20 protein-coding genes and 1 tRNA gene are annotated in these 24,167 nt (G+C 65.4%); 7 read left to right on the forward strand and 14 right to left on the reverse strand.

From position 1 onward, the window contains the following. Nucleotides 1-47: 47 nt before the first annotated feature. The 3 genes from glnL to AC1Q7Q_RS16820 all read right to left on the reverse strand — a co-directional run bounded on the left by glnL (nt 48) and on the right by AC1Q7Q_RS16820 (nt 3,316). Nucleotides 48-1,199, reverse strand: a complete 1,152-nt coding sequence (gene glnL, locus AC1Q7Q_RS16810) for a nitrogen regulation protein NR(II) (protein WP_253927479.1) — start codon at nt 1,197-1,199, stop codon at nt 48-50. Between the two features lie 4 nt (nt 1,200-1,203). Next, entirely contained in the window at nt 1,204-1,767 is a 564-nt protein-coding gene (locus tag AC1Q7Q_RS16815; RefSeq protein WP_416049048.1) for a DUF4124 domain-containing protein, read from the reverse strand. A gap of 133 nt (nt 1,768-1,900) precedes the next feature. Beyond that, a complete protein-coding gene (locus AC1Q7Q_RS16820) occupies nt 1,901-3,316 on the reverse strand; it encodes a 3-hydroxylaminophenol mutase (RefSeq protein ID WP_459371289.1) in 1,416 nt (471 codons plus the stop codon). A gap of 583 nt (nt 3,317-3,899) precedes the next feature. On the opposite strand from AC1Q7Q_RS16820, the gene AC1Q7Q_RS16825 reads away from it, so the two are divergent. Continuing rightward, complete coding sequence (locus AC1Q7Q_RS16825; protein WP_441640956.1) at nt 3,900-4,364, forward strand: rhodanese-like domain-containing protein; 465 nt, start codon at nt 3,900-3,902, stop codon at nt 4,362-4,364. A 112-nt stretch (nt 4,365-4,476) separates the two neighbouring features. Here AC1Q7Q_RS16825 and AC1Q7Q_RS16830 read toward each other — a convergent pair whose 3' ends face one another. The 6 genes from AC1Q7Q_RS16830 to hrpA form a co-directional block, all read right to left on the reverse strand. Continuing rightward, nucleotides 4,477-5,310, reverse strand: a complete 834-nt coding sequence (locus AC1Q7Q_RS16830) for a competence/damage-inducible protein A (RefSeq protein WP_492372416.1) — start codon at nt 5,308-5,310, stop codon at nt 4,477-4,479. Nucleotides 5,311-5,322: 12 nt separating this feature from the next. Then, nucleotides 5,323-6,198, reverse strand: a complete 876-nt coding sequence (locus AC1Q7Q_RS16835; protein ID WP_006157789.1) for an EI24 domain-containing protein — start codon at nt 6,196-6,198, stop codon at nt 5,323-5,325. Nucleotides 6,199-6,362: 164 nt separating this feature from the next. Then, nucleotides 6,363-7,337, reverse strand: a complete 975-nt coding sequence (locus AC1Q7Q_RS16840) for a sterol desaturase family protein (RefSeq protein ID WP_492372417.1) — start codon at nt 7,335-7,337, stop codon at nt 6,363-6,365. After that, nucleotides 7,337-8,218: a polysaccharide deacetylase family protein gene (locus tag AC1Q7Q_RS16845; RefSeq protein WP_492372418.1), complete on the reverse strand. Its 882-nt coding sequence runs from the start codon at nt 8,216-8,218 to the stop codon at nt 7,337-7,339. Before AC1Q7Q_RS16845 ends, AC1Q7Q_RS16840 begins: the two co-directional genes overlap by 1 nt. A gap of 98 nt (nt 8,219-8,316) precedes the next feature. Further along, nucleotides 8,317-9,243: a YVTN family beta-propeller repeat protein gene (locus AC1Q7Q_RS16850; RefSeq protein WP_492372450.1), complete on the reverse strand. Its 927-nt coding sequence runs from the start codon at nt 9,241-9,243 to the stop codon at nt 8,317-8,319. A gap of 197 nt (nt 9,244-9,440) precedes the next feature. Then, a complete protein-coding gene (gene hrpA, locus AC1Q7Q_RS16855; protein ID WP_492372419.1) occupies nt 9,441-13,553 on the reverse strand; it encodes an ATP-dependent RNA helicase HrpA in 4,113 nt (1,370 codons plus the stop codon). Between the two features lie 23 nt (nt 13,554-13,576). Between hrpA and argA the strand changes: the two genes are divergently transcribed. Together argA and AC1Q7Q_RS16865 are read left to right on the forward strand one after the other, a co-directional pair. Continuing rightward, nucleotides 13,577-15,013, forward strand: a complete 1,437-nt coding sequence (gene argA, locus AC1Q7Q_RS16860) for an amino-acid N-acetyltransferase (protein ID WP_492372420.1) — start codon at nt 13,577-13,579, stop codon at nt 15,011-15,013. A gap of 109 nt (nt 15,014-15,122) precedes the next feature. Continuing rightward, nucleotides 15,123-15,398 (forward strand): oxidative damage protection protein, encoded by a 276-nt coding sequence (locus AC1Q7Q_RS16865; protein ID WP_006157784.1) that lies wholly within the window; start codon nt 15,123-15,125, stop codon nt 15,396-15,398. Between the two features lie 100 nt (nt 15,399-15,498). Here the strand turns inward: AC1Q7Q_RS16865 and rpiA are convergent, their stop codons facing one another. Next, nucleotides 15,499-16,185: a ribose-5-phosphate isomerase RpiA gene (rpiA, locus tag AC1Q7Q_RS16870; RefSeq protein ID WP_492372421.1), complete on the reverse strand. Its 687-nt coding sequence runs from the start codon at nt 16,183-16,185 to the stop codon at nt 15,499-15,501. A 174-nt stretch (nt 16,186-16,359) separates the two neighbouring features. On the opposite strand from rpiA, the gene tal reads away from it, so the two are divergent. Beyond that, nucleotides 16,360-17,298: a transaldolase gene (gene tal / locus AC1Q7Q_RS16875; protein ID WP_492372422.1), complete on the forward strand. Its 939-nt coding sequence runs from the start codon at nt 16,360-16,362 to the stop codon at nt 17,296-17,298. A gap of 60 nt (nt 17,299-17,358) precedes the next feature. On the opposite strand, the gene AC1Q7Q_RS16880 is transcribed toward tal, so the two are convergent. The 3 genes from AC1Q7Q_RS16880 to rnr all read right to left on the reverse strand — a co-directional run bounded on the left by AC1Q7Q_RS16880 (nt 17,359) and on the right by rnr (nt 21,558). Next, nucleotides 17,359-18,117, reverse strand: a complete 759-nt coding sequence (locus tag AC1Q7Q_RS16880) for an SIR2 family NAD-dependent protein deacylase (protein ID WP_492372423.1) — start codon at nt 18,115-18,117, stop codon at nt 17,359-17,361. Nucleotides 18,118-18,134: 17 nt separating this feature from the next. Further along, nucleotides 18,135-18,878: a 23S rRNA (guanosine(2251)-2'-O)-methyltransferase RlmB gene (gene rlmB / locus AC1Q7Q_RS16885; RefSeq protein WP_043352050.1), complete on the reverse strand. Its 744-nt coding sequence runs from the start codon at nt 18,876-18,878 to the stop codon at nt 18,135-18,137. 88 nt (nt 18,879-18,966) lie between these two features. Continuing rightward, entirely contained in the window at nt 18,967-21,558 is a 2,592-nt protein-coding gene (gene rnr, locus AC1Q7Q_RS16890) for a ribonuclease R (protein WP_174423294.1), read from the reverse strand. 69 nt (nt 21,559-21,627) lie between these two features. On the opposite strand from rnr, the gene AC1Q7Q_RS16895 reads away from it, so the two are divergent. From AC1Q7Q_RS16895 to AC1Q7Q_RS16905, 3 genes are all read left to right on the forward strand, one after another. Next, nucleotides 21,628-21,714: transfer RNA gene (locus AC1Q7Q_RS16895), tRNA-Leu, on the forward strand. 466 nt (nt 21,715-22,180) lie between these two features. Next, nucleotides 22,181-22,615, forward strand: a complete 435-nt coding sequence (locus tag AC1Q7Q_RS16900; protein WP_043347423.1) for an Rrf2 family transcriptional regulator — start codon at nt 22,181-22,183, stop codon at nt 22,613-22,615. A gap of 70 nt (nt 22,616-22,685) precedes the next feature. After that, nucleotides 22,686-23,297, forward strand: a complete 612-nt coding sequence (locus tag AC1Q7Q_RS16905; protein ID WP_492372424.1) for an NAD(P)-dependent oxidoreductase — start codon at nt 22,686-22,688, stop codon at nt 23,295-23,297. Nucleotides 23,298-23,547: 250 nt separating this feature from the next. Here AC1Q7Q_RS16905 and AC1Q7Q_RS16910 read toward each other — a convergent pair whose 3' ends face one another. Further along, nucleotides 23,548-24,108 (reverse strand): phosphoribosyltransferase, encoded by a 561-nt coding sequence (locus AC1Q7Q_RS16910; RefSeq protein WP_043347431.1) that lies wholly within the window; start codon nt 24,106-24,108, stop codon nt 23,548-23,550. Nucleotides 24,109-24,167 lie beyond the last annotated feature (59 nt).

Raw genomic sequence — 24,167 nt, forward strand, 5'->3', positions numbered from 1 at the left:
GTCGGCAGCAATCATTGGGGCAGTTCCAATTGCTGTCGCCGATGCGATCAATGCAGGGGCAGCAGGATACGGAAGTCGGTACAGCCCGGCCGGCTCTCGCATTCGATCAAGCCCTCGTGCTGCTGCACGAAGGTTTGAGCGAGTGTGAGACCGAGGCCGCTACCGCCATCCCTGCCCGACACCAGCGGGTAGAAGATGCGTTCGCGGATATCCTCGGGGATGCCCGGACCGTTATCAATGACATGCAAGTCCAATGCCAGCTTGAACAATCGCTTCGCTATGGTTACCTGGCGGGCCACCCGGGTCCGCAGGATGATCTGCGCATCGCCCCGCGCCACGCGCTCCGCGAGTGCCTGGGCCGCGTTGTGGACGATGTTGAGCACGGCCTGGATCAACTGCTCCATGTCGCCGCGCAGGTCGGGCAGGCTCGCGTCGTAGTCGCGCACGATATCCAGCCCGGAGGGGAATTCGGCCAGCACCACCGAGCGCACGCGCTCCAGCACCTCGTGGATGTTGAGGTCGGACACGATGTGCGGATGGCGGTGCGGCTCCAGCAGGCGGTCCACCAGCGTCTGCAGGCGGTCCGACTCCTTGATGATGACCTGGGTGTACTCCCGCAGCGAACGGTCAGGCAACTCGAACTCGAGCAATTGCGCCGCGCCGCGGATGCCGCCCAGCGGGTTCTTGATCTCATGCGCCAGATTGCGGATGAGCTCCTTGTTGGCCGAGGTCAGGTCGAGGATGCGCTCCTCGCGGTCGCTGCGGACCTTTTGCTCGTTGGGCAGCACTTCCACCAGGACCGTGTCGGCCGTGGCATCCAGCGCGCCGATCACCACGTGCGCGTGCATCGGCTCCTGCAGGGGCGGATGCAGTACCACATCCTGCCTGCGCGCATCGAACTGCCGTGAAATCACGGTCTCGATCATGCTGCCAAGCTCTTCCGAAGCGCCGAACAGGTCTGCCAGCGACAACTCCACCATGGCTTTGCGCGACACCGCGAAGCTGGCCTCGGCGGCGGGATTGGCGTAGACGATGCGCAGGCCGGGCTGGCGCACCAGCAACACGGGGTTGGCGACCACGTCCAGCCCCTGGTGGTAGGACACATCGCCCAATGGCAGCACCATGGCTCCACCCTCGGCCGGCGTGCCAGCCCCGGCCGAAGCCACCTTGCGCGAGACGCTGCGAATCAGGCGACGCATAGTGCTAGTCCTTCAAATTGGAGAGTTCGCGCCGCAGCGAAGCGGCATTGGCCTCGCCACGCGCGATGTCGTCGCGCAGCGTGGCGGTGCGGTCGAGGTACTTCTGGTAGTTACGTTCATTGCCCTGGCGCTCGGGCTGGCCGTTGTTGAACTCGGCGCGCAGCGCGGCCAGCTTGGCCTCCTCGCTTTGCAGCTCCTGCTCAAGCACCGCGCGGCGCTCGCCATCGCGGCTTTTCTGGGTCGCGCTGTCCACGCGCGGAAACGCGGTGGGCGCCATCGCGGGCCCGGCGCCCTTGCCCGCCGAAGGGGCGCTCACGCGCCCGCCCGGCACCGTCGTGACTTCCGGCAGGCTGAGCCGCTTGCAGCCCTTGCCCCCGTTGCCGTTGCGGTATTCAGGCACGCCGTTGGGGCCAGCGCAGACATAGATATCCGACTGCGCCGGGGCCGGCCGGCTCCAGCACACCAGCACAAGCGCCAGCATGGCGCAGGCAGCCGCCGATACGTGCATGGAGGCACTGAACCGGTGCATCGGTCGAAGCGAGGAAAGCGGGAATTCGAGCGCGTCCATTGACATCAGCAGGGATGGTGGGAAAGGAGCCCCATTCTAGCGATCAAACCGGCGAACAAAACAAAAAGGGACAGCCGAGGCCGCCCCTTCCTGGTGCAACTGTTGCCCGGTCACAACCTGGCAACGCCTCGCCTTACAGCGAGTAGTACATATCGAACTCGATCGGGTGCGTCGTCATGCGGAAGCGGGTCACTTCTTCCATCTTCAGCTCGATGTAGGCATCGATCATGGAGTTGGAGAAGACGCCGCCGCGCGTCAGGAACTCGCGGTCGTTGTCGAGGTACTCCAGAGCCTGATCGAGGCTGTTACACACGGTCGGGATCTTTGCATCCTCTTCCGGCGGCAGGTCGTACAGGTTCTTGTCGGCAGCTTCGCCCGGGTGGATCTTGTTCTGCACGCCGTCCAGGCCAGCCATCAGCAGCGCCGAGAAGCCCAGGTACGGGTTCATCAGCGGATCCGGGAAGCGGGTCTCGATACGACGGCCCTTCGGGTTGGCAACGTACGGAATACGGATCGATGCCGAACGGTTGCGAGCCGAGTAAGCCAGCTTGACCGGTGCTTCGAAGCCCGGCACCAGACGCTTGTACGAGTTCGTGCCCGGGTTGGTCAGGGCATTCAGCGCGCGAGCGTGCTTGATGATGCCGCCGATGTAGTACAGCGCGAACTCCGACAGGCCGGCGTAGCCGTTGCCCGCGAACAGGTTCTGGCCATCCTTCCATACGGACTGGTGCACGTGCATGCCCGAACCGTTGTCGCCAACGACCGGCTTCGGCATGAAGGTGGCGGTCTTGCCGTAGGTGTGGGCGACGTTCTGGATCACGTACTTTTGCAGCTGGGTCCAGTCGGCGCGCTGCACCAGCGTGCTAAAGCGGGTGCCAATTTCGTTCTGGCCCTGGCCGGCGACTTCGTGGTGGTGCACTTCCACGGGGATGCCCAGCGATTCCAGAATCAGGCACATTTCCGAGCGGATGTCCTGGAACGTATCGATCGGGGCAACGGGGAAGTAGCCGCCCTTCTTGCCCGGACGGTGGCCGCTGTTGCCGTGCTCGAATTCCTTGCCCGACGACCACGGTGCTTCTTCCGAGTTGATCTTGACGGAGCAACCCTGCATGTCGATGTTCCAGGTCACGCCGTCGAAGATGAAGAACTCGGGTTCCGGGCCAAAGTAGGCGGTGTCGCCCAAGCCGGTGCTCTTCAGGTAAGCCTCGGCGCGCTTGGCGATGGAACGCGGGTCGCGGTCGTAGCCCTTGCCATCCGACGGCTCAACCACGTCGCAGGTCAGGATCAGGGTCGGTTCTTCGTAAAACGGATCGACGTTAGCGGTATTCGGATCCGGCATCAGCAGCATGTCCGAAGCCTCGATACCCTTCCAGCCGGCGATCGACGAACCGTCGAAAGCGTGGCCGCTTTCAAACTTGTCTTCATCGAAGTGCGACACGGGTACCGACACGTGCTGCTCTTTGCCTTTGGTATCGGTGAAACGGAAGTCGACGAACTTGACGTCGTTTTCCTTCACAAGCTTCATCACATCTGCAACGCTGTGGGCCATGCCTATCTCCTGGAAATTCGGCTGAATCTAGAAAAGCCATTCTTGCGTCGATCCCCGCTGTGCAACGCATCAAAGACGTTTGCATCAATACAAAGATCGGCCACGAAAGGGACGAGGAATGTTAGCAGAAAGCATGCCAAGGCAACCCCCTAGTTACCCCTGCGTTCCCGAAAAAAGTGCAGCCAGACGGCGCGATACGGGGGCCCAGGCGCGTTTCGGGTGCCGCATATGGCATACGCATAAATCCGTTTGGCTTCCGCCTCATTCCGGGAACGCCAGCGGCTCTCCCCGCCCTCCATGAAAATCACCAAAAACGTGCATACGCACGCCTCATTGCCCAATTTTGGTGCCTACGCACCAGATTAGAACATTTTGGTGCAAACCGAATGCCGTTGCCTGCTTGCGGTGCAAGATCCTGCTACCAAGGTACCCGCAGCGCGCGACCAAGCCGGCGCAACTCCGGCACAACCGATGCCGCTAGCTGCCCTTCACATCCAAAGGCCGCCGGCGAGCACGCCCGCCGCGCTAGAATATCCCGCAGCCTCTGCCAGATGCCATTTCACCCACCGATTTTGTCACCCAGATGACCACCCGAGACGATCTACTCCAAGCGGCGCGTGAGCGCCAGCAGCAAAACCAACTGCCGTACTTCGGCGCCCTCTCCCCGCAGGAAGCCTTTGCACTGCTGCAGGGCGACCCGACCGCCGTGATGGTGGACGTGCGCACGCAAGCTGAGCTCGACTGGATCGGCGGGCCGGACCTGCCGGAAGCCCAATCGGCGCATGTGGAATGGAGCAGCTATCCGGGCGGCGCGCAGAACGCCGCCTTTATCGCGCAGCTCAAGGCTCGCGTGCGCGCGGATGTGCCCGTGCTGTTCCTGTGCCGCAGTGCGGCACGCTCCAAGCACGCTGCCCGCGTCGCCACGGAAGCCGGCTATCAGTTCGCCATGGACGTGCTGGAAGGCTTCGAAGGCGCTCGCGATGAACAGCACCACCGCAAGACGGTGGAAGGCTGGTGCTTCCGCGGCCTGCCCTGGCACGGCGCCTGAAGCTCGGGAACGCGTAAATCGCGTAAATCACCTGCATCGTGCAAGAAAAAGCAAAACGGGACAGCATGGCTGTCCCGTTTTTTCATTGCACCGGCCACGCCCGCCCCGCGGCTCAGTCCCCTGCCGGATCTCCCGGGCGCCGCGCCGCAACCTCCACCAGCTCGAAGCCCATCGCCTGCACGCCTTCGCGCAGCATGGCATAGGCTGGCTCGACCAGGTCGGCCAATCCCTTTACACCCAGGTCGATGTGGCGGCGCGCATAGAGCTCGCCGCGCTTGGCGTCGCCCACCGACGGCAGGCTGAACACGCGGACGCCTTCGAAGGCGGCCTCGACCCGCTCCATCAGCGGCGTCAGCGTGGATTCCGGCGCCTCGAACACCAGGAACGACCGCTCCACTTGCACCGCCTGATGGAACAGGTGGGAATAGTAGGTATCCAGCACCCATTCCATCATCGGCCACGCCATGACCGGGAAGCCAGGCATGAAATGATGGTCGGCCACGGAAAAACCGGGGATGCGGTTGTAGCTGTTCGGGATGATGCGCGCCCCGGCGGGGAATTCGCCCATCTTGAAGCGATGCTGGTTCTCCGGCAGGTTCAGGTCGGCCTTGGCGGGATCGCCCGCCGCGGTCTCCGCGATCCGCAAGGCGATCTGCTCGCGGGCGTCCGGATGCAGTTCCAGCGGCACGCCGAGCGCGGCCGCGGCGCACTGCCGGGTGTGGTCATCGGGCGTGGCGCCGATGCCGCCGGTGCAGAACACCACATCATTGCCCGCGAACGTGCGGCGCAGTGTGGCGGTGATGCGCGCGCGCTCGTCGCCCACGTACTCCGCCCAGTCCAGCGCCAGCCCGCGCGCCGCCAGCAGTTCGATGGCACGGCGCATATGCTTGTCTTCGCGCCGCCCCGACAGAATCTCGTCACCAATGACGATCAGGCCGAAACCCATGATGCCCTCGCTTCAGGATTGTTCAATGCGCCGTACATCGGACGGCGCCAGGTCGATAACGTCCACCACCGGCGCCGCCGCGGCTGCCGCGGCAGCGCGCTCGGCGCGCAATTGCTCCAGCGCGCGCAGGCAGAAATGGCCAAACCACAGTGCCGAGAAAATAAAGATCAGCACATACAGCCACAGCGTGCCCGCGAGCACGAACGGGAACAGGAAAATCAGCGCCGCCGAAGCCACCCAGATCAGCGTCGGCGCCGAGCCCAGCAGGCCCACTGCCACGCCGATGGAGAGCAACGCCATGCGATGGCGCTTCATCAGCGTCTTGCGCTCCTCTGGCGTGGCATGCTGCGCGAGCGCGTCGTAGGTCATCACGCGATAGGTCAGCCAGCCCCACAGCAAGGGTGGGATCAAGGCAAAGAAAGGCGGGATCAGCCACAGCGGCAGCGTCACCAGCGCCAGCAACAGGAACACCATGGTGCTGCCCAGCGCCTGAAACACGCTGCCCACCATGCTGCCACCCTTGGCCTTCACCAGGTCCGGATAGCTGCGCTCCAGGTGCCGCACCGCGGCTGGCACCGAGAACAAGCTGATAAACACCAGCATGGAGGCAATCACCAGCGGGATCATCAGCGCTATCACGAACAGCGGCGCCACCACCGTGCGCAAGGACTGCAGGCCGAACCAGTCGAGCGCGCCGTAGATCCAGCTGGTCAGCACCGACGTCTCGAGCACGCCGCGCGCGGCCGTCATGATCGGCTCCCACCCCCACAGCAGCAGGCCACCCCACAGCCCGGTGGCGAGCAGGAAAGGAATGACGGTAAGCATCAGCATGCGCGGATGCAACTGGCTGATCAGGGCACGGCCTAGCGCGCGAAAAATATCGTTCATGCAGTAAATTGGGGTTCCACAAAGGCGGGGATAACTAGACTAGCACACGTCATAAGTGCCGCGGGGGACGCGTGCGCCGCTAGCGCAAGACGGCAGGGCGCGGGGCGCGCACCTTGCGAGGAAATACGCGCTCACGGGGCTGCCACGGCAGGCGCCCCGCCGCTTCAGCCGAGCCGCAACAGGCGCTTGATCCCGTACCACTGCTGGGACAGGAAGCCAGCGCCGTAGTCGCGCCCCTTGCCTGCCGGTGGCGGCATCTGGTCGCGCACACCGGTGGGGTAGTAGGCGTCGGTGAACACGGCGGTGCGGAACAACATGTCCCACCACGGAAAGATCACCCCATAGTTGCATCCGCCCAGCTTGGTGGGCCGGCCGATGGCTTCGTGGCCGACGCCAACCGCATGGTGGGTGCGGTGAAAGCGCGGTGAGACCAGCAGCCGCTCGCCCAATGTGCCAAAGTGCAGGCGCAGGTTGGCATGCTGCAGGCTCTGCAGCAGTTGCGACAGCGCCACCAGCAGCACGTACTGGGAAGGCTCCACGCCCACCGCGAGCGCCGCCACCGCAAACACCACGTCGCGCAGCATGTCGTCGAGCAGGTGGTTGCGGTTATCGCTCCATAGCGTCATCTGGCGCTGGCTGTGATGCAGCGAATGCAGGCTCCACCACCAGCGGTAGGTATGCGAGAGGCGGTGGTACCAGTAGTCGAGCAGGTCGAACAGCAGCAGGTAGATAAAGAAGCTGACCAGCGGGATCGACGTCACCGCCGGCCACCAGTCTTCCACATTGACCCGCTGCCAGCCGAGCAGGCGCAGATGCCCTTCCACACCGTCCATCAGCGGACCGAGCAGGAAGAACATGGCCAGCCGGAACAGGCCGAGGCGATGCACGACGGTGTAGAGGATGTCGGTGCGAATGGCGGCGCGGTCGGTCACGGCTTCGACCGGGCGCAGCTTTTCCAGCGGCCCGAGGATCAGCACCATCACCACGATCTGCACCAGCCCGACCAGCAGCCATTCGGTGCCGGTGAAGGCGTCCTCGGCATAGCCGCCCAGCCCAAGCTGGTAGACCACCGGCAGGATCACGTCCTGGAACAGCGTGGCTTCAATCTGGCCGATCCAGCCGTTGAGCAGGTCGAGCATCAGCGGCTCCCGGCTGGTTGTCCGGCCACCGTGGCGGACTGCCCGCGCTGCCAGTCGCGATAGGCGGGATGCTCGCGCAACGTGGCAAAGCAGAAACCCTTGCGCTCCAGGCCGCTGATCAGCGGCTCGAGCACGCCGGGCGCCCAGGGGTCCTTGCGCGACCAGATCCCGAGGTGCGCCATGGCGATGTCGCCATCGCGCAGGCCGCTCAATGCGCGCTCCAGCAGCGCCTTGTTCGGGAAACGCTCGGACGAAAGCTCGTCACCCAGGAAGCCGGCTGGCGCCCAGGCCACGTGCTTGAACCCGCATTGCTCGGCCCATTGCAGCGTCTGCGGCGCGGTATGGCCGCCCGGCGCCCGCCACAGCGGCGACATGGTCGCGCCGCTGAGGTGCTTCAGCGCCTGCGCGCTGCGGTTCAGCTCGCTGCAAAAGCTTTGCTGGTCCATCACCACGTCCTGCCCCGCATGCGCGCCGAACTGCGGCCGCATGGTGACCTTGCCGTCGCGTACGCCGCGCAGGTAGACATGATCGAACGTGTGGCTGCCAAAAACATGGCCATCGGCGGCCAGCGTCTTCCAGTACGCCGCCCAGCCCGGGTCGAGCGAGCTGTCCTTGTTGATGGTGGGTTCGTTGGCGAGGAAGAACGTGGCCTTGATATGGTGCCGGCGCAGCGTATCGGCGATCAGCGCCGCCTGGCTCATGCTGCCGGTGTCGAAGGTCAGGTAGAGCGTGCCGGCGCGGCAGGCCTGGGGCGCGCCGGCAGGCACCGGGCCCGCCGAACTGGCCGGCCCGGCGGCCAGCGCCAGTCCGGTGGCTGCAAGCCCGGCAGCCACCGCGCGGACCAAAGCGCGGGGCAACCGGGGCTGCGAATGCTTGCTCATGATGCCTGTCCTGATTTCCTGTGACTGCATTGGAGTGGCGGCGGCCATACTAGTTCGATGCCGCGCCCGCCATGGCGTTCCCGGACGGGCGCCCTCTCTCAATAAAGCGGTGCGCGGGTACGGAAATAAATGCCGTGCGGCGAGCGGCCCACGCGGATGGTCTTGACCAGCTTGCGGCTGGCCACGTCGATCAGGCCCACCGAACGCGCCCAGCGGAAGCTCACCCACAAGGTCTTGCCGTCGGCGGTCAGCTCCATGTCATCGGGGCCAGCCGGCAGGCCGGTGATGTCGCCAACCTTGGTCAGGGTCTGCTGGTCGATGATGCTGATGGTGCCGGAGACCCGGTTGGACAAGAACAGATGGCGCTTGTCGCCCACCGCGCGGAAATTGTGCGCGCCCTTGCCGGTCTGGATCTGCTTGACCACGGTGCGGGTATGCCAGTCGATCACGGCGACATAGTCGGCACCGGTCATGCCCACCAGCAGGTATTTCTGGTCCGGCGTAACCCACACGCCCGCCGGCGCCGAACCGGCGTTCATGCGCCACATCACGGTCTGCGTGGGCAGGTCGATGGCGACCACTTCGTTGGAGTCCTGCAGCGTGACGAAGGCAACACGGCTGTCGGCGGTAAAGGCGATATGGCTCGGCGTCTTGGCCAGTGGCAGTTGCTTGGCGATCTTGAGCGCCTTGCCGTCCCAGCGATACACGTCGACGCGATCAAGGCGGTTGCCCGTGGTCAGGAACCACTTCTGGTCGGGCGAGAAGCCGATCTGGTAGGGATCGTCGATATTGGCCACGCGCTGCTGGACCTTGCCGGTAACCGGGTCGAGGAACACGAGGTCGTTGCCGACCGCATTGGCAACGATCAGCGATTTGTCGTCGGGCGTGGCGATCAAGTGGTGCGGCTCCTTCCCGACCGGGAACGTCTCCAGCACCTTCTGGGTGTCCTTGTCGATCAAGGTGACGGTAGCATCACCCGAATTGAGCACCACCACCACTTCCGCCAACGCCGGCGCCGCTACCATCCCCAGGGCCAGGGTGCCGATGGCGGCAAACCCGGAAACTACACGACGCAATGCGAGCATAAGACTGTTAAACAATGACTTAATCGACCATTCTAACGTTTTCGGACTGTGATCCGATGACGTAGCGCAACAAACTAACATTTGGTCACAATCTCCGCGCGGGCTAGCGTTCGCGCGAAAGGCCGGCAACCCTGGTTTCAGCGCTGCATCGCTTCCCACACCTTTTGCAGACGCTTGACCGACATCGGCACAGGCGTGCGCAACTCCTGCGCGAACAGCGCCACACGGAGTTCTTCCAGCATCCAGCGGAACTCGTCCAGGCGCGCGTCTTCCACGCCCCGCCCCTGCTGCCGCAACTGCGTCTCGGCCCGCTGCCATTGCTGCAGCAGCGGCGTGATTTCCTGCAACCGCTGGGTGTCGCGCGCGGGATCGCCCTTGATCTTGTCGATGCGCATGGCGATGCCCTTCAGGTAGCGCGGGAAATGCACCAGTTGCAGGTAAGGCGTATCGGCCACAAAGTGCTTGCCCATCAGCCGCGTCAGCTGCGCCTGCATGTCGGCGTGCGCCGCGGCGAACGGCTTGGCCTGGATCAGCTTGCGCGGCAGCGTCGCGTACTCGGCCAGCACTGCCCCTACCAGCCGGGCAATCTCCTGCGCCAGCAGGCTCAGGCGCGAGCGCCCTTCTTCCTTGCGGGCGGCGAACTCAGCCTCGTTGCGCGGCAGCGGCGCCTGCAGGCAGGCCCGCTCCAGCGCCAGCATCACGATCTGGTCGCGCAACATTTCCTGCGTGCCCAGCGTCATGTACTGCATCGCCATCTGCTGCATGCCGGGGATGTTCTTCTCCAGGAACTTCACCTGCTCGCGCAACTGCAACGCAAACAGGCGGCGTAGCCCGGCTTGATGGATGCGCGCAGCTTCCTGCGGATCGTCGAACACCTCCACGTCGCAATGCGTGGCGTGGTCGACCAGCGCAGGATAGCCGTACAGCGTCTGGTTGCCCTTGCGGACCTCCAGCAGCTCGGGCAGTTCGCCGAAGGACCAGCTGGTCAGGTTTTCGTATTGCCCCGCCTCGGCCGCCGGCACATCGCGCGCGGCGATGTTCTGGAACGACTGCTGCGCCTGCCCGCCAAACTCGGCGCGCAACTGCGCCAGGTTGCGGCCCATGTCCAGTTGCCGGCCGTGCTCGTCCACCACCTTGAAGTTCATGGCGTGGTGGGCGGGCAAGGTTTCCAGCTTGAAGTCGGCGCGCTTGACCATGGTGCCAGTCTGCTCGCGGATGTCGGCAATCAGCACATCCAGCAACTCGCCCTCGCCAAAGGCATTGCGATCGACGAAGCCCGCCGCGTAATCCGGCAGCGGCACGCAATGGCGGCGCAGCTTCTGCGGCAGCGACTTGAGCAGCAGGTGCACCTTCTCCTTGACCATGCCCGGCACCAGCCAGTCCGCACGCTCCTGGCGCACCTGGTTGAGCGCATACAGCGGCACCGTCAGCGTCACGCCATCGCGATGGCTGCCGGGCTCGAAGTGGTACGTCAGCGACATATCCACACCCGCCACCGGCATCAGCTTGGGGAACAGGTCCGTGGTGATGCCGGCCGCCTCGTGGCGCATCAGCTCCTCGCGGTTCAGGTAAAGCAGCTTGCGCTCGCGCGCGCTCTCGGCCTGGTACCACTGCTCGAAGGTGGCCTGTTGGTGAATCTCGGCGGGGATCAGGCGATCGTAGAACGCGAAGATCAGCTCATCGTCGACCAGAACGTCCTGGCGGCGCGCCTTGTGCTCCAGGTTTTCGATCTCGCGCGTCAAGCGCTGGTTATGGGCGAAGAACGGCAGCTTGGTATCGAACTCGCCTTCCACCAGCCCGCGGCGGATAAACAGCTCGCGCGCCTCGGCCGGGTTCATCGGCCCGTAGTGCACGCGCCGGTGCTGGTAGACCACCAGCCCATACAGCGTGGCGCGCTCCATTGCCATCACCTGGCCGGATTTCTTCTCCCAATGCGGATCGCTCCAGCTGACGCGGAGCAAATGGCGGCCGACCTGCTCCAGCCATTCCGGCTCGATCTTGGCCAGCGTGCGCGCAAACAGCCTGCTGGTTTCGATCAGCTCGGCGCCGATGATCCAGCGGCCGACCTTGCGCGCGATCAGCGAGCCGGGCCACAGGTGGAACTTGATGCCGCGCGCGCCCAGGTACTCGCGCCCGCGGCCGTCGGCGTCTTCAATCTTGCAACCTACGTTGCCGAGCAACCCCGTGAGCAGCGCCTTATGCACCTGCTCATAGGTGGGCTCGCTCTCGTTGAGCTTCCAGCCCTGCTCGGTGACGGTAGTCAGCAGCTGCGAATGCACGTCGCGCCATTCGCGCAGGCGCACATGCGACAGGAAACTGGCGCGGCACTGGTCCTGCAGCTGGCGGTTGGTCTTCTTGTGCGCCACCGCGTCCTCGAACCACTTCCACATCTTGACCCAGCCCAGGAACTCGGAGCGTTCGTCCATGAACTTGCGGTGGGCCTGGTCGGCGGCTTCCTGCGCCTCCTGCGGACGATCGCGCGGATCCTGCACCGACAGCGCGCTGGCGATGATCAGCACCTCGCGCAGGCAATGGTGCTCGCGCGCGGCCAGCGTCATGCGGGCCACGCGGGGGTCCAGCGGCAGGCGGGCCAGCTGGCGGCCGACCTGGGTCAGCGCGTTGGCGTCGTCGCCCACGCTTTCCACCGCGCCCAGCTCCTGCAACAGCTGGTAGCCGTCGGCAATGGCGCGGCCCAGCGGCGGCTCGATAAAGGGGAATTCCTCGATCGCCGTCAGCTTCAGCGCCTTCATGCGCAAGATCACCGCGGCCAGCGACGAGCGCAGGATCTCCGGATCGGTAAAGCGCGCCCGGCTGACGAAATCGGCCTCCTCGTACAACCGGATACACACGCCGTCGGCCACCCGGCCGCAACGCCCGGCACGCTGGTTGGCGGCGGCCTGCGAGATCGCCTCGATCTGCAACTGCTCGACCTTGTTGCGGTAGGAATAGCGCTTGACCCGCGCCATCCCGGTATCCACCACATAGCGGATGCCCGGCACGGTCAGCGAGGTTTCTGCCACGTTGGTGGCCAGCACGATGCGCCGCGCGTTGGAAGGCCGGAACACCCGTTCCTGCTCCTGCACCGACAAGCGCGCGAACAGCGGCAGGATCTCGGTATGCGGCGGATGGTGCTTGCGCAGCGCCTCGGCAGCCTCGCGAATTTCGCGCTCGCCGGGCAGGAACACCAGCACATCGCCCGGGCCGAGGCGGCACAGTTCGTCCACCGCCTCGACGATGCCGTCGAACAGGTCGCGATCTTTCGATTGCGCGGACTTGGGCGCGCCCTCGCCGGGCGCCGGCTTGTCCTTCTCGATCGGCCGGTAGCGGATCTCCACCGGATACAGGCGCCCGCTGACCTCGATCACCGGCGCGGGCTTGCCGCCCTGCGCAAAGTGCTCGGCAAAGCGATTGGCGTCGATGGTGGCCGAGGTGATGACCAGCTTGAGGTCTGGCCGCTTTGGCAGGATCTCCTTCAGGTAGCCGATCAGGAAATCGATATTGAGGCTGCGTTCGTGCGCCTCGTCGATGATGATGGTGTCGTAGGCGCGCAGCAACGGATCGTTCTGCGTCTCGGCCAGCAAGATGCCGTCGGTCATCAGCTTGACCGACGCGCCCGCCGACATGGTGTCGTTGAAACGCACCTGGTAGCCCACGTGCTCGCCGAGCGGCGTGCCGATCTCCTGCGCGATGCGCTTGGCCGTGGAGGTGGCGGCAATCCGGCGTGGCTGCGTGTGGCCGATCAGGCCGCCGGTGCCGTCGGCACCCGGGCCGCGCCCGATCGACAGGCAGATCTTGGGCAACTGGGTGGTTTTGCCGGAGCCGGTCTCGCCGGAGACGATCACCACCTGGTTGGCCAGCAGCGCCTGTGCGATCTCCTCGCGGCGGCCGGATACCGGCAGCGCCTCGGGGAAGGTGATGGGCGGGAGCAGGTTGGCCTGGCGCACCGGGCGGCGTGCCTCGCGGGGCGGGCGTTCGGTGCGTTCGGTGCGCTCCGGGCGAGGCGGCCGGGGAGGCCGGGGCGTGCCGTTTGCCGGCTGCGGCCTGGCTTGCCGGGCCTGGCCCGGCTGCCGAGGTTGGCGTTCGGCCGGCGGGCCGGCCGCCGGCGTGGTGGACACGGCCGGCGCGCGCGCCGGCCTGGCGACAGGCTGGACAGCAGGCTGGGCTGGCGAGGGGGCGGCCTTGGGCGCGGGGCGGCCGGCATCGGTTTTCCGATCCGGCGACAAAGGTTTGGCGGGGCGTTGTGCTGACATTGGCCGGGATTATAATCCGCGGCATGAATGCAAGAACCGACACGCCAGCCGACGCGCCCGCGCCGTCCGAAATGGACGAGCCCCTGCCCGTCACCGCCCCTTCCACGCTGCCCGCGCACGCTACCGGCGCCGACCCCGTCGAGCGTGGCGCCCCCGACCACCAGCAGTTCGTCGACTGGCTGCGAGCGGTTGCGCCCTATATCCACGCCTTCCGCGGCAAGACCTTCGTGATCGCCTTCGGCGGTGAGCTGGTCAAGGCCAACATCCTTAACGCCCTGGTCAATGACGTGGCCCTGCTGCACGCCATGGGCATGCAGATCGTGCTGGTGCACGGCTCGCGCCCGCAGGTGGAAGAGCAGCTGGCTCTGCGCCATGTCGAGTCGCAATTCGCCGACGGCGTGCGCGTGACCGACAACGCGGCGCTGGAGTGCGCCAAGGAAGCCGCCGGCGAACTGCGCCTGGATATCGAGGCCGCCTTCAGCCAAGGCTTGCCTAACACGCCCATGGCTGGCGCCCAGCTGTCGGTGATCTCCGGCAACTTCGTCACCGCCCGCCCGCTCGGCATCGTCGACGGCGTGGATTACCAGCACACCGGGCTGGTGCGCAAGATCGACGGCGAGTCGGTTCGCATGTCGCTGTCGCACGGCAAGATCGTGCTGCTCTCGCCGCTTGGCTTCTCGCCCACAGGCCAGGCCTTCAACCTGTCGATGGAAGACGTGGCCAGCGCTACCGCCATCGCCCTGAAGGCCGACAAGCTGGTATTCATCACCGAAGTGCCAGGCGTGCAGGACCCCGTTGGCAAGCTGATGCCGGAAATGTCGCTGCGCACCGCCATCGAGCGGCTGCAGAACAACCACCTGCCGCCCGATGTCTCCTACTACCTGGAACACCTGGTCAAGGCGCTCAAGGGCGGCGTGCCGCGCGCCCACCTGATCCCCTTCCAGCTGGACGGCTCGGTGCTGCTGGAGCTGTTCCTGCACGACGGCGTCGGCACCATGATCTCCGACACCGACCTGGAAAGCCTGCGCGAAGCCACGCTGGACGACGTCGGCGGCATCCTGCAGCTGATCGCCCCGCTGGAGCAGGACGGCACGCTGGTGCCACGCGGGCGCCACCTGATCGAGCGCGACATCGCCAACTTCTCGGTGATCGAGCACGATGGCGTGCTGTTTGGCTGCGCCGCGCTCTACCCCTACCCGCGCGAAGGCATGGCCGAGATGGCCTGCCTGACTGTGTCATCCGAAGCCCAGGGCACCGGCGACGGCGAGCGCCTGCTCAAGCGCATCGAGCGCCGCGCCCGCAGCCTCGGCCTTGACCGCCTGTTCGTGCTCACTACCCGCACGGAGCACTGGTTCCTCAAGCGCGGCTTTGTCCACGCCACCGTGGACGACCTGCCGGAAGACAAGCGCAAGCTCTACAACTGGCAGCGCAAGTCGATGGTGCTGATGAAGAAACTGTGACGGCGGTGGGGGTAGCCTGAAGGCCGGCCCCCGCTTCGTTACAATAGCGGCACCGCAACGGTCGGCCCCTCGCCGCGCCGGCTACATCACACGACAACAAGGAGTTCCCATGGCCCGCATGGTTCAATGCGTCAAGCTCAACAAAGAAGCCGAAGGGCTAGACCTGCCGCCGCTGCCGGGCGAACTTGGCAAGAAGATCTGGCAAAGCGTGTCGAAGGAAGCCTGGGCCGGCTGGCTCAAGCACCAGACCATGCTGATCAACGAAAACCGCCTGAACATGGCCGACACCCGCGCTCGCCAGTACCTGCTCAAGCAGACCGAGAAGTACTTCTTCGGCGAAGGCGCGGACCAGGCACAGGGCTACGTGCCGCCGCCGGCTGCCTGATCTGGCTGAGCGCGGCTTGGCGCCGCGCGGTGGAAAACAAAAAGGGTGCCTGTTACGGCACCCTTTTTCATGTAACGATCCTCCAACGGGACCGGCAGACTCAATAATCGCTGCGCTTCACGCCCTCTGGCGTGCCCAGCAACAGTACGTCCGCGCCGCGCAGGGCAAACAGCCCCACCGTGACCACGCCCGGCATGTGATTGATGGCTTCTTCCATCGACTTCGGATTGTTGATCTTCAGGCCTGCCACATCCAGGATCACATTGCCGTTGTCGGTCTTGAAGATACCGCCTTCCTTGGTCATGCGCAGGCGCGGCTGGCCGCCAAATGCGGCCAGTTGGCGTGCGACCGCGGCGCGTGCCATCGGAATCACTTCCACCGGCAGGGGAAACGCGCCCATCACATCCACCAGCTTGCTGCCGTCGGCGATGCAGACAAAGCGCTTGGCCACCGAGGCCACGATCTTCTCGCGCGTCAGCGCGCCGCCGCCGCCCTTGATCATGGCGCCGCTGGCATCGATCTCGTCCGCGCCGTCGACATACACGGGGATCTCGTCGACCTCATTCAGGTCCAAGACCTGGAAGCCGTGCTGCTGCAGGCGGCGCGTGGACGCCTCCGAGCTGGAGACCGCGCCGGAAAAGCGTTCCTTGAACGCCGCCACCGCATCGATAAAGAGGTTGGCCGTGGAGCCCGTGCCCACGCCCAGCACCGCGCCCGCCGGCACTACCTCTTTGACATAGTCGGCCGCGGCTTGCGCCACCAGCGCCTTGAGTTCATCCTGTGTCATGACAACAGCCCATCTGCTTTGGGGGAAACCGCATAGTGTACCGGAATGCCGTGACATCCCCGGCGTAGGCGCGAGCCGACGGTACAATGACCCGAGGCATGCATCAGCGCGGCGCCCGGGGCCTGCCGTTTTGGTCCTGCGCCATCACCAACCCTTAAAAGCAACTCACTGACCATGAACCAGCTCGATCAGCTCAAGCAGTTCACCACCGTGGTGGCGGACACCGGCGATTTCCAGGTGATGAAGCAGTACACGCCGCAGGACGCCACCACCAATCCTTCCCTGATTCTGAAGGCCGTCCAGAAGGCCGAGTACCGTCCCCTGCTGGAAAAGGCCGTGCGCGGCAATGAAGGCACCGACGCCGTGATGGACGCCCTGCTGATCGCCTTTGGCTGCGAGATCCTGGCCATCGTGCCGGGCCGTGTGTCAACCGAGGTCGACGCCCGCCTGTCCTTCAACACTGAAGCCACACTGGCCAAGGCCCGCCACCTGATCTCGCTGTATGAGCAGCGCGGCGTGGCCCGCGAGCGCGTGCTGATCAAGATCGCCTCCACCTGGGAAGGTATCCGCGCAGCTGAAGTGCTGCAGCGAGAAGGCATCAACTGCAACATGACGCTGCTGTTCTCGCTGGCCCAGGCCGTTGCCTGCGCCGAGGCCGGTGCGCAACTGATCTCGCCCTTCGTTGGCCGCATCCTGGACTGGCACAAGAAGCAAGCCGGCGACAAATGGGACACTGCCGCCAACGCGGCCGACAACGATCCCGGCGTGCGTTCCGTGCGCCAGATCTACGACTACTACAAGAAGTTCGGCCACCCCACCGAAGTGATGGGTGCCAGCTTCCGCAGCACCGAGCAGATCCTGGCGCTGGCCGGCTGCGATCTGCTCACCATCAGCCCGGACCTGCTGGAGAAGCTGGCCGCCAGCGAAGGCACCGTGGAGCGCAAGCTGTCGGTCGACCAAGCGCAGGCCGGCAATATCGCCCGCATCGAGTGCGGCGAGGCGGCTTTCCGCTGGCAGCTCAATGAAGACGCGATGGCGACGGAAAAGCTGGCAGAGGGGATCCGCGCATTTGCGGCGGATGCGGTCAAGCTGGAGGCGTTGATTACGGCTTGAGAGGGGGGAATTGAGAGGGAGAAAACAGAAGCCGCCCGGGAATCCAGGCGGCGAGCCGGTTCAAGCTGGTGTCGCGCTCACACCGTCCCACAGCAAAGGCAAGACCACCCCGGCCGGTCCGCGCAGCACCAGATCGGCGGTCTGGTCCAGCGCCGAAGGCTCGGGATTGACCACGATGACATGCGCGCCATGGTCCTTGGCAGCGCCGGGCAAGCCGGCTGCCGGATAGACCAGCCCGGAGGTGCCCACCACGATGCACAGATCGCACTGCTCGGCCGCGTGCTCGGCGCGATAGCGGGCCACGCGCGGCAGTTCCTCGCCGAACCACACCACGCCGGGGCGCATCATGGCATTGCAAAGGGAGCAGCGCGGCGGCATGCCCGGCACGGCGGTCGCCGGGTCGCAACGGCCGCAGCCGTCAAGCCACTTGTTGGCGAACAGGTTGCCGTGCAGCTCGATCACCTCGCGGCTGCCGGCGCGCTGATGCAGGCCATCCACGTTTTGCGTGACCAGGGTCACGGCCTTCTGCGCGGCGAGCGCCACCAGGGCGATATGCGCTGGGTTGGGATCGGTGGCCGCCACCAGCTCGCGCCGGTGCAGGTACCACTCCCAGACCAGCGCGGGCTGTCGCCGGTAGGCGTCTTCCTGGGCCAGCTCCTCGGGATTGAAGCGCGACCACAAGCCGGTCATGGCATCGCGGAACGTGGGCACGCCGGACTCGGCGGATACGCCCGCGCCGGTGAGCACCATGATATTGGTGGCTTCGCCGATCAGGCGGCGCGATGCCGCGAGCGCCTGCGCGTCGATGTACGCCGTCATGGATGCCGCCCCAGCGCTCAGCGCTTCAGGCGGCGCTGGCGCACCGCCTCATACAGGCACACGCCGCTGGCCACGGAAACGTTCAGGCTTTCCACGCCGCCGGCCATCGGGATGCTCACGAGCTCGTCACAGGTTTCGCGGGTGAGGCGGCGCATGCCCTCGCCTTCGGCGCCCATCACCAGGGCAACCGGCCCCTTGAAATCGACGTCATAGAGCGTCTTTTCCGTGCCGTCGTCCGTACCGATCACCCAGATGCCGCGTTCCTGCAACTCGCGCAGCGTGCGTGCCAGGTTGGTGACAGTGATGTAGGGGACGGTTTCCGCCGCACCGCTGGCCACCTTGGCCACCGTGGTGTTCAAACCCACGCTGCGGTCCTTCGGAGCGATCACAGCGTGCGCGCCAGCGCCATCGGCCACGCGCAGGCAAGCGCCCAGGTTGTGCGGATCGGTGACGCCGTCGAGCACCAGCAGCAAGGGCGTGCCCTCGATGCCGTCGAGCAGTTCATCAAGATTGAGGGCCAGCGCCACATCTTCGGCGCGGGCGACCACGCCTTGGTGGCGGTCGGTGCCGGCCATGCCGCGCAGGCGCTCGGCATCCACCGGATGCAGGCGCACTTTGAGGCTTTCGGCAAGGCGGATGAAGTCCTGCATGCGGCGGTCACGCCGCGCGGATTCTACGTAGACATCGGTGACGCCAGCGGCGTCCTGGCGCAGGCGCGCGGTGACGGCGTGAAAGCCGATCAGGAGTTTTTGTTTAGCCATGGCGAGATTGTACATTCCCGCCGGAGCTTGCCCCGTGTCCGCAGCCATGGCGCCGGAACCGGGCAAGCCGGCGCCGGCGCCATGGCCGTCAGGTGCGCTTGCGCGAAGCGCGGCTGCTCTTGCCGGCCGGCTTGGCGCCGCCCTTGTGCGTCGAGCCCAGATGCTGCGGCTTGGGCTTGGCGGCGCGCTTGGCCGGCTTGCCGCCGGCCTTGGCGCCCTGCCCCACGTGCGGCTTGACCGGCGTCATGACAGCTTCGAACACCGGCTGCTCTTCGATCACGCGGTCCAGCGTTTCGTCGAACGACTCTTCCGGCTTGGAGCTGCCACCCAGCAGCGCGGCCAGCTGACGGCCCTTCTTGCGCGCGGGCACGGCGTGCGCGGCGGGCACGCGCGGCGCGGCATCGACGGTCGGGGCGCGGCCACGCAGGTTCTTGGCTGAGGGCTCCTGCACCAGGCGGAAGTCGATCTTGCGCGCATCGAGGTCCACGCGCGAAACCTGCACGCGAACGCGGTCGGTGAGGCGGTAGCGGATGCCGGTACGCTCGCCGCGCAGTTCATTGCGCGCCTCGTCGTACTGGAAGTAATCGCTGCCCAGCTCGGTGACATGGACCAGGCCTTCGACATAGAGCTCGTCGAGCTGCACGAAGATGCCGAACGAGGTGACCGAGCTGATGGTGCCCGAATATTCGCTGCCAAGCTTGTCGCGCATGAAGTAGCACTTGAGCCAGGCCTCCACATCGCGCGAGGCTTCATCGGCGCGGCGCTCGTTGGCCGAGCAGTGCAAGCCGAGCTCGTCCCAGATGGCTTCGTTGCGCTGGGCGCGCGCGGCGCTTCGCTCTGCCTTCTCGGCGGCGTCCTTGGCCTGCATGCGGCGTGCCTTGGGCGCGATCGCGGTGTTCAGCGCGGTGCCCGGCGCAAATGCCGGCCGGTACTTGGTATGGGCCAGCACGGCCTTGATGGCGCGGTGCGTGAGCAAGTCCGGATAGCGGCGGATCGGGCTGGTGAAGTGGGCGTAAGCCTCATACGACAAGCCGAAGTGGCCGATGTTGTCCGGGCTGTAGACCGCCTGCTGCATCGAGCGCAGCAGCATGGTCTGCAACATCGGCGCGTCGGGACGGCTCTTGATCTTGTCCATCACGTCGGCGTAGTCGCCCGCTTGCGGCTTGTCGCCACCGGCCAGCGAAAGCCCGACGGTGCGCAGGAACTCACGCAGGTTCTTCAGCTTTTCCTCGCTCGGGCCGGCGTGAATCCGGTACAGCGTGGGATGCTTGAAGCGTTCGAGGAAGTCGGCGGCGCACACGTTGGCGGCCAGCATGCATTCCTCGATCAGGCGGTGGGCGTCGTTGCGGGTGCGCGGCAGGATCTGCTCGATCTTGCCCTGCGCATTGCAGACGATATAGGTCTCGGTGGTATCGAAGTCGATCGCGCCACGCTCGCGCCGCGCCTTGAGCAGGACCTGGAACAACTCGTACAGGTTCTGCAGGTGCGGCACCAGGTCGGCACGCTTGTGCGCCTCCGGGCCCTTGGTGTTGGACAGCACCGACCAGACCTCGTTATAGGTCAGGCGCGCCGCCGAATGCATCACGGCGGGATAGAACTGATAGCCCTTGAGCTCGCCCTTGGCGGTGATCACCGCATCGCACACCATGCACAGGCGGTCGACTTGCGGGTTCAGCGAGCACAGGCCGTTGGAGAGCTTTTCCGGCAGCATCGGGATGACGCGGCGCGGGAAGTACACCGAGGTGGCGCGATCCAGCGCATCGGCGTCGAGCGCCGTGCCAGGGCGCACGTAGTGCGACACATCGGCAATCGCCACCACCAGGCGCCAGCCCTTCGAGCGGCCGATCTTGACGGGTTCGCAGTAGACGGCGTCGTCGAAGTCGCGCGCGTCTTCGCCGTCGATCGTCACCAGCGGCACGTCGCGCAGGTCGATGCGGTGCTCCAGGTCGGACTCGCGCACCTCGTCGGGCAGGCCGGCGGCTTCTTTGGCGCAGGCATCCGAGAATTCATGCGGCACGCCGTACTTGCGCACGGCGATTTCGATTTCCATGCCGGGGTCGTCGAAGTCCCCCAGCACTTCCACCACTCGGCCCACGGGCTGCACGTAGCGATCGGGGTAGTCGATGATCTCGACGCTGACCACCTGGCCGACTTGCGCCTTGCCTTGCGACTTCGGCGGGATCAGGATGTCCTGGCTGATGCGCTTGTCTTCGGGCGCCACCACGAGCACGCCGCCTTCGCTCAGCAGGCGGCCGATCACGTAGCGGTTGGCGCGCTCAAGGATCTCGACGATCTGGCCTTCGGGCCGGCCGCGCCGGTCGTAGCCGATCACGCGCACCTGGGCACGGTCGTTGTGCATGGCCTTCTGCAGCTCGCGCTCCGGCAGGAAGATGTCGTCATCGCCATCGTCGCGGATCAGGAAGCCGAAGCCATCGCGGTGGCCCTGCACACGGCCGACCACAAAGTTAGGCTGGTTGGCCAGCTCGTAGCGACCCTTGCGGTTGAGTTCGATCTGGCCATCGCGCTCCATGGCGGCGAGGCGTTTCTGGAAGCCGTCGTGTTCTTTGCGCGTGACAGCGAGCGCCTTGGCGATATCGCCGCCCGACAAGGGCGACCCCGACGTCCGCAGGACGCCAAGGATTTCTTCCCGACTAGGGATCGGATAGTTATTCTGATTCAATTTTTTCTAGAATTATTTGACAAACGATTTGCGGTCGCTATAATGAGCGCTTCGGTTGTTTCGACGCCCGCCCAGGTGGCGAAATTGGTAGACGCACTAGGTTCAGGTCCTAGCGGTGGCAACACTGTGGAGGTTCGAGTCCTCTCCTGGGCACCAGATCAAACGGAAAACCCGCAGCGCTTTCGAGCCCTGCGGGTTTTTTGTTTTCCGGCGTCTGATCTTGCAACTTGGCACTCCCGATTCGATATTGGCGCGACTGCGCGACTTAACTATTAACTATTGACTAAATACCAGTCGCAGCAACGACCGCTCCGGGGCGTGGAGTCCGCTCTTGCCTGTTGAGGCAGAGGCATCCACACAGCCTGGCGCTCACACGAACTGCCAGGGCGCGACCGGAGCAGCAGCCGACTGCTGCGCTGCGGGTGAGTGTATCAGTTTCAGTGGCGCTCCCGGCATTCTTCCGCCATCCACACGCTGGAATGTCGCGTTTTCCGACGTATTCAGGCGCAAACCACCCTATTGCTGCAGGCGTATGCCACACCGGCATGCCTGCGTGGCCCGCCAGTCGCTTGACAGCGACGGCCATCTGCAACTAATATAGTTTCACATCGCCTCACCCACCATGACCACCAGCAGCCGATTCGCCGTCGCCGTCCACATCCTCACCTTGCTGGCCAGCGCCGCGGAGCCCTTGCCGTCGTCATTGATCGCGGGCAGCGTGGGCACGAACCCGGTCCTGATCCGCCGCCTGGTCAGCCAGTTGGCCGAGGCGGGGCTGGTGAGCACGGTGATGGGCAGCAACGGCGGCGCCTCGCTGGCGCGCGCGGCGGCATCGATCACGTTGCTCGATGTGTTCCGTGCGGTGGAGTCGGCCACGCTGATCGCGCCGCACCACAGCGTGCCCAATCCGGCGTGCATGGTGGGACGGGAAATTACCGGTGCGCTGAAGCACGCCGCGGACCGCGCCCAGGCCGCGATGGATGGTGCGCTGGCCGAGATCACGATTGCCGGCATGCTCGCCGATGTGGAGCGCGCGGCCCGGCAACGCAAGCCGTAAAAATTTTTATCCCGATATGTAACTAAATTAGTTTCATATCGATATTCAACAGCGCAACAAAGGAGTCAACATGAAGATCGCAATCATCGGCGCCACCGGCCGTGTCGGCACCCGCCTCATCGACGAAGCCCTGAGCCGCGGCCACACGGTCACCGCCATCGCGCGCCAGGCCGACAAGCTGGCCACGCGGCCGGGCCTCGCCACGATCAATGCAGATGTCGCGGACACCAAGGCCCTGGCGGCCGCCCTCGCCGGCCACGACGTGGCAATCAGCACAGTACGTTTCCTGCAGACCACGGCCGAACAGATCACCTCCGCGGTCAAGGCCGCCGGCGTGCCTCGCCTGCTGGTGGTGGGCGGCGCGGGCAGCCTCTTCGTAGCACCAGGCGCGCAACTGGTCGATACGCCGCAGTTCCCGGAAGCCTATAAGGCGGAGGCCCTCGCTGGACGCGACTTCCTCAACGCCCTGCGCAACGAGACAGCGATCGACTGGACCTTCCTGTCCCCCGCCGCCCTGTTCGAGCCGGGCACGCGCACGGGCAAGTTCCGCGTGGGCGAGGAGACGCTGCTCTCCGACGCCAGCGGCAAGAGCTGGATCTCGATGGAGGACTATGCCATCGCCATGATCGACGAAGTGGAAAAACCGGCGCACTCGCGCCAGCGCTACACGGTCGCATACTAAGCAGGAAACAGGCAGGTGCCTCCGAAACATGCGTGCCATGGCGCGTGGCCATCGCGGCAAGCACGACGGAGGGCATAAAGAATAATGGCCGCCCTGCTGGCGGCCATTTGCGGCGAGCCGTGAAAGCGCAGGTTAGCCGAAGCGCCTGCGCCGCGGCGGTGCATTGCGCACTGCCTGCACGATGGGGGCACAAGGATGGGGCGAGCCCGCTCACCTCGGCGGCCATCTTCGATATCGGGCCGCCCGGGAATCAGGCCTGCGAGCTGCCGGCGGCGTGCTTGCCGCGCTTGAGCCAGGCCGCCAGGTTATGCGGACGCAGCGTGTCGTACTCTTCGAACGGCTGGTGAATCCAGGGATTCGTCGGCAGGAAGGTCACGTGGTAGTCCGGCTTGACCTTGGAGCAGGCCTTGTACCACAGCACGGACGAACGCACTTCCGTCACGGCGGGATAGCGCTCCTGCAAATGGCGGCCCACGCGCTCCAGCGTGACGCCGGAATCCACCAGGTCATCGACCAGCAGGATCTTGCCGGAGAGGTCGCCCTTGGTCATGGTGATGTACTGCGCGATATCGAGGTCGCCCTGCTGTGTGCCCGCTGCCTCGCGGTAGCTGCTGGTGGCCAGGATGGCGAGAGGCACGTCGAAGATACGGGACATCTGGTCGCCAACGCGCAGGCCACCGCGGGCCAGGCACAGGATCTTGTCGAACTTCCAGCCCGACTCGTGGACGTTCAGCGCCAGGCGCGCGATCAGGCTGTGGTAGTCGTCCCACGAGATCCACAGGTTCTCTTCGTCGTTCGATGGCAGGGTCATGATTGTTTTAGCTCTTCGGCTTTAGGCATAAGGTCTGTCGACCGATAAAGTTTCGGCCC

The sequence above is a fragment of the Cupriavidus sp. GW823-FHT07A04 genome (genome assembly GCF_058794615.1).